Source organism: Micromonospora sp. NPDC049081 (assembly GCF_040648835.1).
Classification (GTDB): Bacteria; Actinomycetota; Actinomycetes; order Mycobacteriales; family Micromonosporaceae; genus Micromonospora; species Micromonospora antibiotica.
This window is the reverse complement of record NZ_JBEZEK010000001.1, coordinates 595,150-609,881: the sequence shown is the minus strand read 5'-3', so window position 1 is coordinate 609,881 and position 14,732 is coordinate 595,150. Positions and strand designations below refer to the sequence as shown.

Here is a 14,732-nt window from a genome sequence, read left to right as displayed (position 1 = left end):
GGAAGGGGAGGCCGATGAGCGTGCGGGACTGGGAGCTGGTGGGCGCACCGAACGCCCGTGACCTGGGCGGACTACCCACCACGGACGGGCGGCGGGTACGCGTGGGCCGGCTGATCCGGACCCCGGCGCTGGGGCGGTTGACCGAGGCCGACCTGACGGTGCTGGGCCGGCTCGCCCCGGCCTGCGTGGTGGACCTGCGCGACGACTCGGAGACCGCGCTCGCCCCGCCGAACCGGCTGGTCGGTGACCCCCGTCTGGTCCGGTTGCCGGTGCTCGACCCGGCGCACCCCGGGTTCACCTACCTGTCGGCGGTGCTGCACGGTCACGACCTCACCGGGTACGACGAGCTGGCCCGGCGGGGTGCGGCGGCGGCGATGGCGGAGGTCTACCGCTGGTTCGTCAGCGGCGCGGTGGCCCGGGAGGGCTTCGCCCACGCGGTGCGGCTGGCGGCCGATCCGGCCCACCTGCCGTTGCTGTTCCACTGCTCGGCCGGCAAGGACCGCACCGGGTGGCTGGCGGTGGTGCTGCTCACCGCACTCGGCGTCGACGAGGCGACGGTGCGGGCCGACTACCTGCGGCACAACGACCTGACGGTGGAGTCGCGGGCGACCATGTCGGCGGCGATGCTGCGTCGCCGGCCGGAGCTGGACCCGGAGACGGCGCAGGCGGTGCTGGAGGTCCGCCCCGAGTACCTGGACGCGGGCTACGACGAGGTGCGCCGGATGTTCGGGTCGTTCGACGCGTACCTGGTGGACGGGTTGGGGGTGACCGCCGAGGTCCGCGCCGCCCTGCGGGCGCACCTGCTGGAGTGACACCGGGCGGGTCCGGGCCCAGCCGGGCCGGTCAGCCGATCGTGGCGGGCGGGCCGTTGCGGGTCAGCCGGCCAGGTCGTGTCGGGCCGCCCAGGCCGTTGCCGAGATCTCCGCGACCAGTCGGCAGGCGTCGTCGAGGTCGTCGTCGGGGGAGGCGGCCAGGTCGGTGGTGGTGCAGACGGCGATCACGTACGCCGGGGCGTCGTCGGGCAGGACCACGCCGGCACCGTGCCGTACCCCGCGTACCCAGCCGTTCTTGTGGGCGATCCGGGTGCCGTCGGGCAGCCCGGCGGCGAGATCCTCCCGGTGCCGCTGGGCCAGCAGCACGTCCAGCATGGCGGCGCAGGCGGCCGGGGAGGCCAGCGGTCCGGGGTGTTCGGCACCGGTGGCCAGCCCGCCGAGCAGCGCCGCCAGGTCGGCCGGGGTGACCAGGTTGGTGATGCCGGCCTCCCGGGCGGCGGCGTCCTCGATGCCCCGACCGGTGACGCTGTGCCGGGCCCCGGCGAGCTGCCACGCCTGGGCGACGGCGGGCAGCCCGACCCGGTCGATGATCAGGTTGGTGGCGAGGTTGCTGGACCGGGTGATCATCCGGTCGGCCAGCCAACGCGGGGTGGCCTGCCCGCCCAACCGCTCCCAGACCGCGTCGTCGTTGTCGTAGTGCCGGGCGCAGGAGAACCGGGGCGCCCCCGGCTGGGCCGAGTCGAACTCGTCGACCACCGGCACCGGGACGTCCAGGTCGAGGGTGCCCGCCTCGGCGGCCCGGTGCAGCGCCAGCAGCACCGCGACCTTCATGGTGCTGGCCGCGTAGTGGGTGGCGTCGGGGGTACGGGTCCAGGTGGCCGGTGCGTCGAGCCGACCCACGTACGCCGAGACGGTGCCGGGCACCCGGTCCAGCCGGGCGTCGAGGTCATCCCAGGTCATGCCGTGACGGTAGCGGACCGCCTGCGGGCACGGGGGCCGCCGAAGCGAGGCGACCGGTGGGCACGGCCCCCGTCGTCCGGGCGGCCCGACGGTCGAGCCCGCCCGCGCCATCCCCGACGCCGCACTCCGGGCGGCCGGTTCGGCCCCGGTCTCCCGTCCCGTCGGTCGGCTCCCGGTCGGGCAGGGCGGAGCCCCGGGCCGCGCGTGGCGGACCGGGGCTCCGGGGTGCTGCGGGGTGGTTCAGCCGGCGTGCTTGCGGCGGGCGGCCATCCGGCCCCGCTGGGTCTGGTCCAGCACCACCTTGCGGATGCGTACGGCGACCGGGGTCACCTCGACGCACTCGTCCTCGCGGCAGAACTCCAGCGCCTGCTCCAGGGAGAGCTTGCGCGGGGGGATCAGCTTCTCGGTCTCGTCGGACGTCGAGGCCCGCATGTTGGTGAGCTTCTTCTCCTTGGTGATGTTGACGTCCATGTCGTCGGAGCGGGAGTTCTCTCCGACGATCATGCCCTCGTACACCTCGGTGGTCGGCTCGACGAAGAGCTGGCCGCGCTCCTGGAGGTTGATCATCGCGAACGGGGTGACGACGCCCGTCCGGTCGGCCACCAGCGACCCGTTGTTGCGGGTGCGCAGCTCACCGAACCACGGCTCGTACGACTCGAAGACGTGGTGCAGGATGCCGGTGCCCCGGGTGTCGGTGAGGAACTCGGTGCGGAAGCCGATCAGGCCCCGCGCCGGCACCAGCCACTCCATCCGGATCCAGCCGGTGCCGTGGTTGACCAGCTGCTCCATCCGGCCCTTGCGGGTGGCCAGGAGCTGGGTGATCGCGCCCAGGTACTCCTCCGGCGCGTCGATGGTCAACCGCTCGACGGGCTCGCAGGTCTTGCCGTCGATTTCCTTGGTGACCACCTGTGGCTTGCCGACGGTCAGCTCGTAGGACTCCCGGCGCATCTGCTCGACCAGGATCGCCAGGGCCAGCTCGCCACGGCCCTGCACCTCCCAGGCGTCCGGCCGCTCGGTGGGCAGGATCCGCAGTGACACGTTGCCGACCAGCTCCTTGTCGAGCCGGTCCTTGACCATCCGGGCGGTGACCTTGGCGCCCTTGACCCGACCGACCAGCGGTGAGGTGTTGGTGCCGATGGTCATCGAGATGGCCGGCTCGTCCACGGTGATCAGCGGCAGCGGGATCGGGTTCTCCGCGTCGGCCAGGGTCTCACCGATCATGATCTCGGGGATGCCGGCGACGGCGATGATGTCGCCCGGCCCGGCCGAGTCGGCGGGCTTACGCTCCATGCCCTCGGTCATCAGCATCTCGGAGATGCGGACCCGTTGGGTGTTGCCGTCGGTGCGGCACCAGGCCACCGTCTGGCCCTTGCTGATGGTGCCCTGACGCACCCGGCACAGCGCCAACCGACCGAGGAACGGCGAGGCGTCCAGGTTGGTGACGTGCGCCTGCAACGGGGCACCCTCGTCGTAGGAGGGCGGCGGGATGGTGTCGAGCAGGGTCCGGAACAGCGGCTCCAGGCTGGTGCTGTCGCCGGGCACCGAGCCGTCGGCGGGCTGGGTCAGCGAGGCGATGCCGTCGCGGGCGCAGGCGTAGACGATCGGGAAGTCGATCTGCTCCTCGTCGGCGTCCAGGTCGAGGAAGAGCTCGTAGGTGTCGTCCACGACCTCCTTGATCCGGGCGTCGGGCCGGTCCACCTTGTTGATCACCAGGATGATCGGCATCCGGGCCTTGAGTGCCTTGCGGAGCACGAACCGGGTCTGCGGCAGCGGGCCCTCACTGGCGTCGACCAGCAGCACCACCCCGTCGACCATGGTCAGGCCGCGCTCGACCTCACCGCCGAAGTCGGCGTGGCCGGGGGTGTCGATGATGTTGATGGTGACCGGGTCGGAGCCGTCCGCCGGCAGGTAGCGCACGCCGGTGTTCTTGGCCAGGATGGTGATGCCCTTTTCCCGTTCGAGATCCATCGAGTCCATGACGCGCTCGGTGTTCTCACCACGGGCCCCATAGGCGCCGGCCTGCCGCAACATGGCGTCGACCAGGGTCGTTTTGCCGTGGTCGACGTGGGCGATGATGGCGACATTGCGGAGGTCGGTGCGAAGCTGCATACCCTCCATACTCCTGTCTGCGGTTGCCGGGTCAGGTGTCGGGGTCACCCCCGACGCCGCCCGGAACTCGGCCGGAACTGCTGTTGCGGCCGTGCCAGCTGCGGGTCTGCCGCTCCCACCGGCATCCCGCCGGCCCCGGTGGGCCGGTCGGGCACCCGGTCGCGACGGTCACGGCGGACGAGGCCACGGTGATCGTCGGTGTCGGTGCCGGGGGGAGTCGACCCTGCTGGTCGGTCTCCTAGCGTACGCGGGCCCGGGAAGGCCCGTCTCGGCACTGCTCCCGCTGACCGGGCCGGCCGTGACCGGCACCACATCCCCGCACCTCCGCCCCCCGTCCCGCCGGCCGTGTTCGTCGCCCGTCGCCCGCGTTCGCCCTCGAACAAGGTTGTAGTTGTCTCCGCAACGGCGGAGGCAACTACAACCAGGATCGAGCGCGATCTTGCTCGCGGTACCCGGGGCGGGACGAGGGGTGGGGGTGGGGTCAGGGGGTGAGGGTGGGGGTGGGCTCGGGGGCGTCCCGGTGGATGCGGCCCGGCCACCAGAAGCGGTCGCCGAGCACGAACGCCAGGGCCGGCACCAGCACCGTACGCACCAGCAGTGTGTCGAGCAGCACACCGAGGCACACGATGATCCCGATCTGGGTCAGCAGGATCAACGGCAGCACGCCCAGGACGGCGAAGACCGCAGCGAGCAGGATGCCCGCGCTGGTGATCACCCCGCCGGTGACCCGCAGGGCGGACAGCATCCCGTCCCGGGTACCGGTGAGACGGGCGTCCTCCCGGGCCCGGGTGACCAGGAAGATGTTGTAGTCCACGCCGAGCGCGACGAGGAACACGAAGGCCAGCAGGAGCACCCCGCTGTCCAGCGCGGGGAAGCCCAGCACGTGGTCGAAGAGCAGCCAGGCCGCGCCGAGGCTGGCGAAGAAGGACGCGATCACGGTGAGCACCAGCAGCAGCGGGGCGAGCAGGCCGCGTAGCAGCACCACCAGTACGGCGAGGACGAGCACCAGGATGATCGGCAGGATCAGCCACAGGTCGCGGGTGTTGGCCTCGTCGGAGTCGTACGTCGCGGCGACGGTGCCCCCGACGAGCGCGCCGTCGGGCGGGTCGACGCCCTCGACGGCCGGTGGGGCGGAGTCGGGTACGGCGGCGACGGCGTCGCGCAGCGCCTCGACGGCCCGGTCGGATGCCGGGGTGCCCGGTTCGTCGGTCAGCACCACGTCGACCTGGGCCACGTTGCCGCCGGCCGGGCCGGGCCGGGCGGAGGCGACACCGGGCACGGCCGCGGCGACCCGGGTGACCGCCGGGGCGGCGGCCGGGTTGGTGAGGACGGCCACCGGCTGGGTGGTGCCGGCGGGGAAGGCGCGGGCCAGGGTCTGGGCTCCGGCGACCGCCTCCGGCTCGACCCGGAACTGTTCGGTTTCGGACAGGCCGGTGCGGATGCCGAGGCCGCCGAGGGCGAGGCCGGCGAGCAGCAGGGTGGCGAGCGCGGCGACGGGCACCGGGCGGCGGACCACGGCCGCGCCGAGCCGGCCCCACAGCTTGCCCTCACGGGCCGGGCCGCCGACCCTGGGCACGAACGGCCAGAACAGTCCCCGGCCGAAGATGACCAGCACGGCGGGCAGCACGAACAGCGCCGAGAGCATGGCGAACACGACCCCGGTGGCGCAGGCCACGGCGAGCGCCCGGTTGGTCTCCTGCTCGGAGAGCAGCAGGGTGAGTACGCCGAGCACGACGGTGCCGCCGCTGGCCAGGATCGGTTCGGCGGTACGGCGTACGGCGGCGCGCATGGCGGCGAACCGGTCCTCGTGGCGGCGCAGTTCCTCGCGGTAGCGGGCGATGAGCAGCAGGGCGTAGTCGGTGGCGGCGCCGAAGACCAGCACGCTGGCGATGCCGGTGACCGCGCCCTCCTGGAGGTTGATGCCGACGGCCGGGACGATGGTGTCGACGGCCCGCAGGGTGAGCTGTTCGGTGGCGGCGACGACGATCAGCGGCACGATCCACAGGAACGGGCTGCGGTAGGTGATCAGCAGCAGCAGGGCGACGACGCCGGCGGTGACCGCGAGCAGGGTGATGTCGGCGCCTTCGAAGACCTTGGTCAGGTCGGCGGTGAAGGCGGGTGCCCCGGTGACCGCGACGGTGATCCCGTCGGGGAGGCCGGTGAGGGCGTCGCGTACCTGGGCCACCTCGTCGGCGACGGCCTGCTGGCCGCCGGCGGTGTCCAGCGGGACGGCGAGCAGCGCGACGGTGCCGTCCGGGGAGACCTGGGGTGGGCTGACCTGACCGCCGACGGCGAGCCGGCCCAGCGCGCCTGCGCGTCCGGTGACGGCGGCCCGGTCGGCGTCGGTCAGGGCCGCGCCGTCGTTCCGGCTGACCACGACGATGGCCGGTTGGACGTCGCGTTGCGGCAGCTGTTCCTGGAGGCGTTCCACCTGGGTCGACTGCCACTGCACGGACAGGCCGGTGGTCGAGACGGGGGCGGGGTTGTCGGGCTTGGGCAGGCCGAAGACGATCGCGCCGACGACGATCGCGGCGACCACGGTGAGCCAGGCGGCGAGCCGGCTGCGGGCGACGCGGGTGAACAGAGACATCGGATGCCCTCTTGGTCGGTGGGGGACGCCGGACGGGGAGATAGCCCGCCCTTCGAGTATCTTGATGGACGAGATTATCGGTAGCTGTTCTATGCTGCAACCGGGCGCATCGACAGGGGGCGACGGCGGGCGTGGCAGCGCACGAGATGTATCGGCGGCGGGACGATCCGCGCGGGCGGATGGTGGCCGACATCACCAACGACCTGCGGCGTTACTCGGTGGACGCGCAGCACATCGGGCACGCCTTCGCCGGCCTGCACGGGCTCAACCCGACCGACCTGCACGCCCTGATCGCCGTGATGGACGCCGAGCTGCTCGGCGACCCGATCACCCCCGGCCGGCTGGGTGAACAGCTGAATCTCTCCTCCGGGTCGGTGACCGCGCTGATCGACCGGCTGGAACGCGCCGGGCACATCCGCCGCGACCGCGACACCGCCGACCGGCGCAAGGTGTTCCTGCACTACGCCGACCAGGGGGCCGCCCTGGCAATGAGCTTCTTCGGCCCGCTCGGGCGGCGTACCGACGAGGTGATGGCCCGGTTCACCGACGACGAGCTGGCGGTCGTGCAGCGGTTCATGACCACCATGGTCGCCTCCATGCGGGAGCACCGCGACGCCATGCGGGCCGCCCGCGCCGAGCCGTCCCGCCGCCCGGTGGACTGACCGTCGTGCTGGACCGTTCGCTCGCCCGACTCGCCGCCGCCGCGCTGCGGCTGCCGGCCGCGCCCACCCACCGGGTCGACGTCACCCGGGGCGTCGTGGTCCGGGCCCGCGACGGGGCGCGGCTGCGCACCGACCACTACGCCCCCCGGCTGCCCGGTGCGCCGACCGTGCTGATCCGCACGCCGTACGGGCGGGGCGGGCCGATGCGGCTGCTCGGTCGGCTGGTCGCCGGTCGCGGTTTCCACCTGGTGATCCAGTCCTGCCGGGGCACCGACGGCTCCGACGGGCTGTTCGACCCGCTGGTGCACGAGCGCGACGACGGGCTCGACACCGTCGACTGGTTGCGTCGGCAACCCTGGTACACCGGCCGGTTCGGCATGTTCGGGGCCAGCTACCAGGGTTTCGTCCAGTGGGCGCTGGCGGCCGACGCGGGGGAGGAGCTGGCCGCGATGGTCGCGGTGGTCACTGCCTCGGCCACCCGCGACTCGACGTACCCGGGGGAGTCCTTCGCCCTGGACACCGTGTTGACCTGGGCCGAGCTGCTCCAGGCGCAGACCGTACCGTGGCTGGCCCGGCAGTGGGAGCTCAAGCGCGGGCAGCCCCGGCTGGCCGCCGCCCTGGCCCACCTGCCGCTGGCCGAGGCCGACCGGGTGGCGACCGGGGTGACCGTGCCGTTCTTCCAGGAGTGGCTGCACCACCACACCCCGGACGCCGACTACTGGCGGACCCGGGTCTTCGGCGCGCGGATCGCCGAGGTGCGCGCCCCGGTGGCGATGGTCAGCGGCTGGCAGGACATCTTCCTCCCCGCCCAGCTCGCCGACCACGCCGCGCTGCGGGCGGCGGGCGTGCCCACCCGGCTCACCGTCGGCCCGTGGACGCACGGCAGCCCCGGCCTGCTGGCGGAGTCGCTGCGGGAGGGGCTGGGCTGGCTCGACGCCCACCTGCACGGCCGACCCGCGCCGCCGCGCGCCCCGGTGCGGGTGCACGTCGGCGGGGACGGCGGAGGCTGGCGTGACCTTCCCGACTGGCCGCCGCCGGCCACCGCGACCCCGTGGCACCTGCACGCCGGGGGCCGGCTCGCCCCGCAGCCACCGGCCGAATCGGCCCCCGACACCATCCGGTACGACCCCGCCGACCCCACCCCGTCGCTGGGTGGCCCGCTGCTGGTCGCCCAGCGGGCCGGCCCGGTCGACAACCGTCCCGTCGAGGCCCGCCCCGACGTGCTGGTCTACACCGGTGCGGTGTTGACCGACCCGGTCGAGGTGGTCGGCCCGGTCCACGCGGAGATCCACGTCCGCAGCGAACTGTCGTACCTGGACGTCTTCGTGCGGCTCTGCGACGTGGACCGGCGCGGCCGGTCCTGGAACGTCGCCGACGGTCTGGTCCGGGTGGCCCCCGGCCGGTTCCCGGTCGACCCGGACGGGGTGACCCGGGTGCCGGTGGCACTGTGGCCGGTGGCGCACCGCTTCGCCGTCGGGCACCGGCTGCGGGTGCAGGTCTCGGGCGGTGCCCATCCCCGCTACGCGCGCAATCCCGGCACCGGCGAACCACTCGGGACGGCCATCACGCTCCGCGCAGGGCTGCGGCAGATCCTGCATGATCCATCGCATCCGTCGCGGCTGGTGCTGCCCACGGTCCCAGTCAACTCCCAGCTTCGACCTATCTGAAGACAAGCCCCTTGAGCTGGGATTTTCCGGCATGTGTGGATACCGTCTCCCATAACGCCCGATGACGTGCACCAGCGGTCGGTTCCGTTCTCCCAGCGGGCGCTGCCTACGCGGAGTCACGACGGTCCCCGGCCCTGGCCTGACGCCGAAGCAGTCGGCACCCCTGGTTCCGGCTGCGGAAAGGGGGACGTCATGACGACGGCTCCGGCCAATCTGCTGGCGGTCCGCCGGCTCCTGCTCGACACCATCAAGAGCCTCGACCCGGCATCGGTGGGGATCGTCGGCGATCCGGCCCACCGGGGCGGCTACCACTGCGGCTCCGACCGGGTGGTCCCCAACGACTACTCGGTGGTCGAGTCTCCCCGGGACTCCGCCGGCCTCACCCTCTACGCCTCAGGGTTGGACGTGGGCACGTTCAGCGTCCGGTCCGGCGGCGTCACCCACGACCTGCGGACGTTCTCCGAGTGGTGCGTCGCCCAGTGCCGGGCGAACACGGCGGACAGCCGCGACCTGCGGGAGATCATCTACTCGCCCGACGGCAAGGTCGTGCGGCGCTGGGACCGGCTCGGCAAGCGCAACTCCGGCGACGACTCGCACCTGTGGCACACCCACTTCAGCTTCTTCCGCGACTCGACCAAGGCCGGACGGGACCAGACCCCGCTGTTCCGGCGCTACCTGACCGGCATCGGACTACTGGAAGGACCCGACATGACACCCGAAGAGCACGCCTGGCTGGAGACCGTCCACAAGAACCTGACCATCCTGGACGGCCGGAACCCGGTGGGTCAGATCTACACCCGGATGGCGATGGGTGAGGACCACACCAACCCGGACTTCGTCGTCCCGCACCCGAGCCTGAAGTCGCTCGGCGCGCAGCTGGCCTCGTTGCAGACCGCGCTGACCGTACTGGCCAACAAGGACTTCACCGACGAACAGGCGATCATCACCGGCGTCCTGGCCGGGCTCACCCCGGAGAAGATCGCCGCCGCGATCCCGCCCACCATCGCCAAGCAGGTCGCCGACGAGCTGGCCAAGCGGCTGGTCGCCTGACCGCAGACCCCGTGGCACCCCTTCCGCTACGCCTCCTGCGGAAGGGGTGCCACGGTCGCCCGGTGGTCGTCCTCTGGTCGAGGTGGGCGGGCAGCGGCCGTCGCGGCCCGCCGATCGGGGGTTCGTCCGGGGCCCGAGGCACGCGCTGTGGGTGCGTCCCGGGCCGGGGATCACGCTGTGGGTGTGTCCCGCGGAGGCACGACCCGGCTGCCGTACCGCTACTCAGGCGGCGCGACCGTGGTCGGGCGGGGCGCGGAGGGCGACCCTGGAGACCGCAGGCGGCCTGCGGCCACGAGCTGCGGAAGAGCAGTCACGGGGGAACGACAGGAGACCGTGACCGGTTGAGAGCGCTCGGTGGCGGCGGCCGAAGCCGCCGCCACCGGCACGGACCTACAGCGGGCGGACGTTCTCCGCCTGCGGGCCCTTCTGCCCCTGGGTCACATCGAACTCGACCTTCTGGGCCTCCTGCAGTTCCCGGTATCCGCTACTGGCGATCGCCGAGTAGTGGACGAAGACGTCGGGGCCGCCGCCGTCCTGCTCGATGAAGCCGAAGCCCTTTTCCGAGTTGAACCACTTGACCGTGCCGGTTGCCATGCATCTCTCCCTGTTTACAACGGGTGATCCCGCCGCTGCGGCGGATGATCGCCCTGTACTGCCCCGACAGTAACCGGCCGATCCGGTTTTTGCCGGCTGAAGTGCCGCAGGAAGTTGCGGGGAAACTCGCGGGTCAGCCCGGAATACCACCCTTCGGGCGGTCCGGTCCGGGACACTCGACCGGTGAACGGACCGAGCACCGCCGCGTTGGCCGAGCTGGAGCGGGAGATCGACGCACCGGGGGACGGGCTGGACCGGCTCCGGCTGGTGCCGACGCCGTTCGTGCCCGAGGTGCGGCTGCACCTCGCCGAGGACGCGATCGTCTGGTGGGCACGAATGGAGGCGGCGGCCGGCCGTGCCCTGCCGCCACCGTTCTGGGCCTCGGCCTGGGCCGGTGGTCAGGCGCTCGCCCGTCACCTGCTCGACCACCCCGACCTGGTCGCCGGTCGCCGGGTGCTCGACCTGGCCGCCGGCTCCGGACTGGTCGCCATCGCCGCCGCGCTCGGCGGTGCCACCCAGGTGGTCGCCAACGACGTGGACCCGTACGCGGTGGCGGCGGTGACCGTCAACGCGCGGGCCAACCGGGTACGGGTGCAGGCCCGTTCCGGTGACCTGCTCGACGACGACGGCACCCAGGCCGAGCTGCTGGTCGCCGGGGACGTCCTCTACGACCGGGAACTGGCCGACCGGGTGCTGCCCTACCTGCGACGGGCCGCCCAGGGTGGGACGCAGGTGCTGGTCGGTGACCCGGACCGGGGCCACCTGCCGTGGGACGTGCTGGAGGTGGTGGCCAGCTATCCGGTGCCCACCACCGAGCCGTCCGTCGACTCCCCGGTCCGCCGGGTGCAGGTGCTGCGTCCCCGGTGAACCCCGCAGGCCAACCGGGTCACCCCGAGAAAATTCGGGGAGTGATCAGGGTCGCGACCCGATGCGCCGGAGCACCCCCGGGCCGTAGCGTCGGCTCGTGCTCGACGAACTGGCCCGACTCGGTGACCTGCCCACCGCTCTGCTGATGGCGGCGCTCGGGCTGGTGATGCTCGCCGACGCCGTACCGCTGCTCGGTGTGCTCGTCCCCGGCGACGTGGCGATCCTCGCGGCGGTGGGGGTGGGTCGGCCCCTCGCCGGCGTCGCGACCATGGTGGCGGTGGTCGTCGGCTGCCTCGCCGGGTGGTCGCTGAGCTTCCTCGCCGGGCGGATCTACGGGGAGCGGCTGCGGCACAGCCGGGTCGGTGGCTGGATCGGCGAGGGGCGCTGGTCGGCCGCCGAGCAACTGCTGCGCTCCGGTGGCGGGCGGATGGTGCTTGTCGCGCCCTTCCTGCCGGTGTTCAACACGCTGCTGCCGCTGGCCGCCGGGGGCCTGCGGATGTCGTACCGCCGGTTCGTCACGTGTGCCGCGCTCGGCGCGGCGGCGTGGGCCGGTCTCTATCTGGCGCTGGGGGTGGCGTCACGGGCCCTGGCCGGGCTGCTGCCCGGCGATCCGCTGCTGGTCACCATGGGGGTTGGTCTGGTGCTGGCCGGTCTGGTGCTGCTGGGCACCCGACGTCGGCTACGGACGGTGACCGCCCTCGGTCAGGCCGGCTGACCGAGGGCGCCCCGGTGACCGGCGTTCGCCCCGGTCACCGGGTGTGAGCCCGCCACCGGGGGCCCGGGTCACCAGCCGCGCGCCCGCCACTGCGGCAGCGACGCCCGCTCCGCGCCGAGGGTGCTGTCGGCACCGTGCCCCGGATAGAACCAGGTGTCGTCGGGCAGCCGGTCGAACAGCTTGTGCTCGACGTCGTCGATGAGCTGGCCGAACCGCTGCGGGTCCCGGTCGGTGTTGCCGACCCCGCCGGGGAACAGCGAATCCCCGGTGAAAAGGTGCGGGGTGCCGGCCGGGTCGCGGTAGAGCAGCGCGATCGACCCCGGGGTGTGCCCCTTGACGTGGATCACCTCCAACGTCTGCTCGCCCACCGTCACGGTGTCGCCGTCGGTCAGGGCCTGCGCCGCGATCGGCAGCCCCTCGGCGTCGTCGGCGTGCACCAGGGCCTGGGCGCCGGTGGTGGCGACGACCTCCTCCAACGCCACCCAGTGGTCCATGTGCCGGTGGGTGGTGACCACCGAGGTCAGGCCGGCGTCGCCGATCAGGTCGAGTAGCCGTGGTGCCTCGTTCGCGGCGTCGATCAGGACCTGCGCCCCGCTGTCGCGGCAGCGCAGCAGGTAGGCGTTGTTGTCCATCGGGCCGACCGACAGCTTGCTGACGGTGAGTCGGTCCAGCTCCCGGACGGCGGGCGGGCCGCCGTGGGTGACGTCTCCGGTGTAGCTCATGGGCGGTCTATATCCATTCGGGTGGGGTCGGGAGGGGACCGTCCGGGGTGACGGTCAACACGTCGCCGCTGCTGCGGCCGATCAACCAGGCGACCAGTTCGGCGGCGGGGCCGGCGACCCGCGGGGCGTCCTGCGGGTCGCCCACCACCAGCTCCGGCCGGTTACCGTCGGCGGGCCGTAGCACCAGCGCCGGGGCGTCCGGCCGCTCGGCGAGCCCGCCGGCCACCTCGTGCAGCAGGTGCTGGGCGAACGCGGCCGGCCAGTCCGCCGGCCGGTAGCCGGTGCCCAGGTCGACGTGGTGCACCTCCAGCTCGCGCCACCGGCGCCAGAGCACCAGGGCGACCGGCCACGGGCCGCGTCGGGTCTGCACGGTGCCCTGCCACGCGTGCGCCGGCATCGCGGCCACCGCCTCGGCGAACCGGTCGGTGCTGCGACGCAGGTCGGCCAGCAATTCGGCGGGCGGACGGTCGGCACCGGCGGCGATGTCGGCGTCCCGCGCGGCGTCGCTGGCGTACATCGGGATGTCCTGCCCGGTTCGGGCGGAGGTGAGCAGGTTGACGAACCCGTCGGCGTTGCGGGCCAGGTGGGTCAGCACGTGGCCCCGGGTCCAGCCGGGCAGCAGGCTGGCCGCCGCGACGGCCGCCGCGTCGAGCCCGGCCGTGGTGTCCAGCAGGCGGGCGGCGGCGTCGGTCACCGGACCGGTGAACATCAGTGGATCCGTGGTCACGCCACGACCCTAACGGTCCGGGGAGCGTTGCGCCGCCGGGGAATTCGCTTTCGGCGCGTCGGTGCGACGCCTACCGTCGGCTACGACGCGGTACCGGGACGACGGGCGGGGGTGGTGATCATGCCGGTAGCAGGACGCGTGTTCGGCCACGACCAGTTCCGACCCCGGTGAGGATGACATGACCATCGATCTGACCGCTCTCGGCCTGGACGCCGAGCGGGCGGCGTACGCGCGACGGCGGCCGGACCGCCGGCCCGGCCGGGTGGCCCGGGTCGACCGGGGGGTGTGCACCGTGCTCGCCGCGGACGGACCGGTCCGGGCCAGTCTGGGCCCGGCGGTGCTGGCCGCCGCCGCCCGTGACCTGACCGCGTTGCCGTGCGCCGGTGACTGGGTGCTGCTGGCCCGCTGGCCGGACGGCCCGGTGACCGTCGACGCGGTGCTGCCCCGACGGACCGCGCTGATCCGCCGGACCGCCGGCAAGGACGCCAGCGGCCAGGTGCTCGCCGCCAACCTCGACGCCGCGGCGGTGGTCGAGCCGGTGCACCCGGAGCCGGACGTCGCCCGGATCGAACGGCTGCTCGCGCTGGCCCACGAGTCGGGGGCCACCCCGCTGGTGGTGCTCACCAAGGTCGACCTGGCCGCCGACCCGCAGGCGGTGGCCCGGCAACTCGCCGCGGTGGCCCCCGGGGTGCCGGTGCTGCCGGTCAGCGCCGAGCAGGGTACCGGCCTGGCACCGCTGCGTCCGCTGGTCGCCCCGGGTCGCACGCTGGCCCTGCTCGGCCCGTCCGGAGCGGGCAAGTCCAGCCTGGTCAACGCCCTGGTCGGGGCGGACGTCATGCCGACCCAGGCGATCCGACGCGTCGACGGCAAGGGTCGGCACACCACCACCTGGCGGGCGCTGGTCCCGGTGCCCGGTGGCGGGGCGGTGCTGGACACCCCCGGGGTCCGGGCGGTCGGCCTGCTCGACGGGCACGCCGGCCTGGACCGGGCGTTCACCGACATCGCCGAGCTGGCCACCGGCTGCCGGTACGCCGACTGCGGGCACACCGCCGAGCCGGCCTGCGCGGTGCGGGAGGCGTTGGAGAACGGGGAACTGTCGCCCCGGCGCTGGGAGAGCTGGCGTCGGCTCCAGCGGGAGGTGGCCTACGAGGGTGGCCGTCGGCAGAGCCGGCTGGCCGCCGAGCGGCGGGGCGGTTGGCGAGGGGGTCGACGCCGGCCGGCCCGGCCGACCACGCCACCGCTGCCGGGCGGTTTCTGACCGGTGCCCGACCCGGCCGACAGCGGTCGGGCCGGGGA

The 14,732-nt window shown here is 73.5% G+C and carries 13 protein-coding genes; 7 read left to right on the top strand and 6 right to left on the bottom strand.

What is annotated here, in order from left to right; all coding sequences use genetic code 11:
• Positions 1-14 precede the first annotated feature (14 nt).
• The gene (locus AB0B63_RS02180; RefSeq protein ID WP_357013871.1) at positions 15-812 is read left to right on the top strand and encodes a tyrosine-protein phosphatase; all 798 of its coding nucleotides are present in this window, start codon (positions 15-17) and stop codon (positions 810-812) included.
• A 63-nt stretch (positions 813-875) separates the two neighbouring features.
• Here AB0B63_RS02180 and AB0B63_RS02175 read toward each other — a convergent pair whose 3' ends face one another.
• The 3 genes from AB0B63_RS02175 to AB0B63_RS02165 form a co-directional block, all read right to left on the bottom strand.
• Entirely contained in the window at positions 876-1,733 is an 858-nt protein-coding gene (locus AB0B63_RS02175) for a serine hydrolase (protein WP_357013867.1), read from the bottom strand.
• A 240-nt stretch (positions 1,734-1,973) separates the two neighbouring features.
• Complete coding sequence (gene typA / locus AB0B63_RS02170) at positions 1,974-3,842, bottom strand: translational GTPase TypA (protein ID WP_357013864.1); 1,869 nt, start codon at positions 3,840-3,842, stop codon at positions 1,974-1,976.
• Positions 3,843-4,323: 481 nt separating this feature from the next.
• On the bottom strand, positions 4,324-6,432 hold the full coding sequence (locus AB0B63_RS02165; protein WP_357013861.1) for an efflux RND transporter permease subunit: 2,109 nt from the start codon (positions 6,430-6,432) through the stop codon (positions 4,324-4,326).
• Positions 6,433-6,578: 146 nt separating this feature from the next.
• On the opposite strand from AB0B63_RS02165, the gene AB0B63_RS02160 reads away from it, so the two are divergent.
• The 3 genes from AB0B63_RS02160 (at position 6,579) to AB0B63_RS02150 (ending at position 9,811) form a co-directional block, all read left to right on the top strand.
• Positions 6,579-7,094, top strand: coding sequence for a MarR family transcriptional regulator (locus AB0B63_RS02160; protein ID WP_208569267.1), 516 nt, complete (start codon positions 6,579-6,581; stop codon positions 7,092-7,094).
• 8 nt (positions 7,095-7,102) lie between these two features.
• The gene (locus AB0B63_RS02155) at positions 7,103-8,761 is read left to right on the top strand and encodes a CocE/NonD family hydrolase (RefSeq protein WP_357014383.1); all 1,659 of its coding nucleotides are present in this window, start codon (positions 7,103-7,105) and stop codon (positions 8,759-8,761) included.
• Positions 8,762-8,953: 192 nt separating this feature from the next.
• The gene (locus AB0B63_RS02150; protein WP_357013858.1) at positions 8,954-9,811 is read left to right on the top strand and encodes a hypothetical protein; all 858 of its coding nucleotides are present in this window, start codon (positions 8,954-8,956) and stop codon (positions 9,809-9,811) included.
• A 390-nt stretch (positions 9,812-10,201) separates the two neighbouring features.
• Here the strand turns inward: AB0B63_RS02150 and AB0B63_RS02145 are convergent, their stop codons facing one another.
• Complete coding sequence (locus AB0B63_RS02145; protein WP_091237353.1) at positions 10,202-10,405, bottom strand: cold-shock protein; 204 nt, start codon at positions 10,403-10,405, stop codon at positions 10,202-10,204.
• Between the two features lie 228 nt (positions 10,406-10,633).
• Between AB0B63_RS02145 and AB0B63_RS02140 the strand changes: the two genes are divergently transcribed.
• Together AB0B63_RS02140 and AB0B63_RS02135 are read left to right on the top strand one after the other, a co-directional pair.
• Positions 10,634-11,272: a 50S ribosomal protein L11 methyltransferase gene (locus AB0B63_RS02140; protein WP_308291105.1), complete on the top strand. Its 639-nt coding sequence runs from the start codon at positions 10,634-10,636 to the stop codon at positions 11,270-11,272.
• 97 nt (positions 11,273-11,369) lie between these two features.
• Positions 11,370-11,987, top strand: coding sequence for a VTT domain-containing protein (locus AB0B63_RS02135; protein ID WP_208569215.1), 618 nt, complete (start codon positions 11,370-11,372; stop codon positions 11,985-11,987).
• A gap of 68 nt (positions 11,988-12,055) precedes the next feature.
• Here AB0B63_RS02135 and AB0B63_RS02130 read toward each other — a convergent pair whose 3' ends face one another.
• Entirely contained in the window at positions 12,056-12,709 is a 654-nt protein-coding gene (locus tag AB0B63_RS02130) for an MBL fold metallo-hydrolase (protein WP_208569214.1), read from the bottom strand.
• A 7-nt stretch (positions 12,710-12,716) separates the two neighbouring features.
• A complete protein-coding gene (locus AB0B63_RS02125) occupies positions 12,717-13,436 on the bottom strand; it encodes a maleylpyruvate isomerase family mycothiol-dependent enzyme (protein WP_357013853.1) in 720 nt (239 codons plus the stop codon).
• A gap of 178 nt (positions 13,437-13,614) precedes the next feature.
• On the opposite strand from AB0B63_RS02125, the gene rsgA reads away from it, so the two are divergent.
• A complete protein-coding gene (gene rsgA / locus AB0B63_RS02120) occupies positions 13,615-14,694 on the top strand; it encodes a ribosome small subunit-dependent GTPase A (RefSeq protein WP_208569212.1) in 1,080 nt (359 codons plus the stop codon).
• Positions 14,695-14,732: the final 38 nt, after the last annotated feature.

Excerpts from the sequence above, each read along its gene's own strand:
- AB0B63_RS02180 (WP_357013871.1), top strand. The coding sequence starts at position 15 with ATGAGCGTGCGGGACTGGGAGCTGGTGGGCGCACCGAACGCCCGTGAC.
- AB0B63_RS02175 (WP_357013867.1), bottom strand. The coding sequence starts at position 1,733 with ATGACCTGGGATGACCTCGACGCCCGGCTGGACCGGGTGCCCGGCACC.
- typA (WP_357013864.1), bottom strand. The coding sequence starts at position 3,842 with ATGCAGCTTCGCACCGACCTCCGCAATGTCGCCATCATCGCCCACGTC.
- AB0B63_RS02165 (WP_357013861.1), bottom strand. The coding sequence starts at position 6,432 with ATGTCTCTGTTCACCCGCGTCGCCCGCAGCCGGCTCGCCGCCTGGCTC.
- AB0B63_RS02160 (WP_208569267.1), top strand. The coding sequence starts at position 6,579 with ATGTATCGGCGGCGGGACGATCCGCGCGGGCGGATGGTGGCCGACATC.
- AB0B63_RS02150 (WP_357013858.1), top strand. The coding sequence starts at position 8,954 with ATGACGACGGCTCCGGCCAATCTGCTGGCGGTCCGCCGGCTCCTGCTC.
- AB0B63_RS02145 (WP_091237353.1), bottom strand. The coding sequence starts at position 10,405 with ATGGCAACCGGCACGGTCAAGTGGTTCAACTCGGAAAAGGGCTTCGGC.
- AB0B63_RS02130 (WP_208569214.1), bottom strand. The coding sequence starts at position 12,709 with ATGAGCTACACCGGAGACGTCACCCACGGCGGCCCGCCCGCCGTCCGG.
- rsgA (WP_208569212.1), top strand. The coding sequence starts at position 13,615 with ATGACCATCGATCTGACCGCTCTCGGCCTGGACGCCGAGCGGGCGGCG.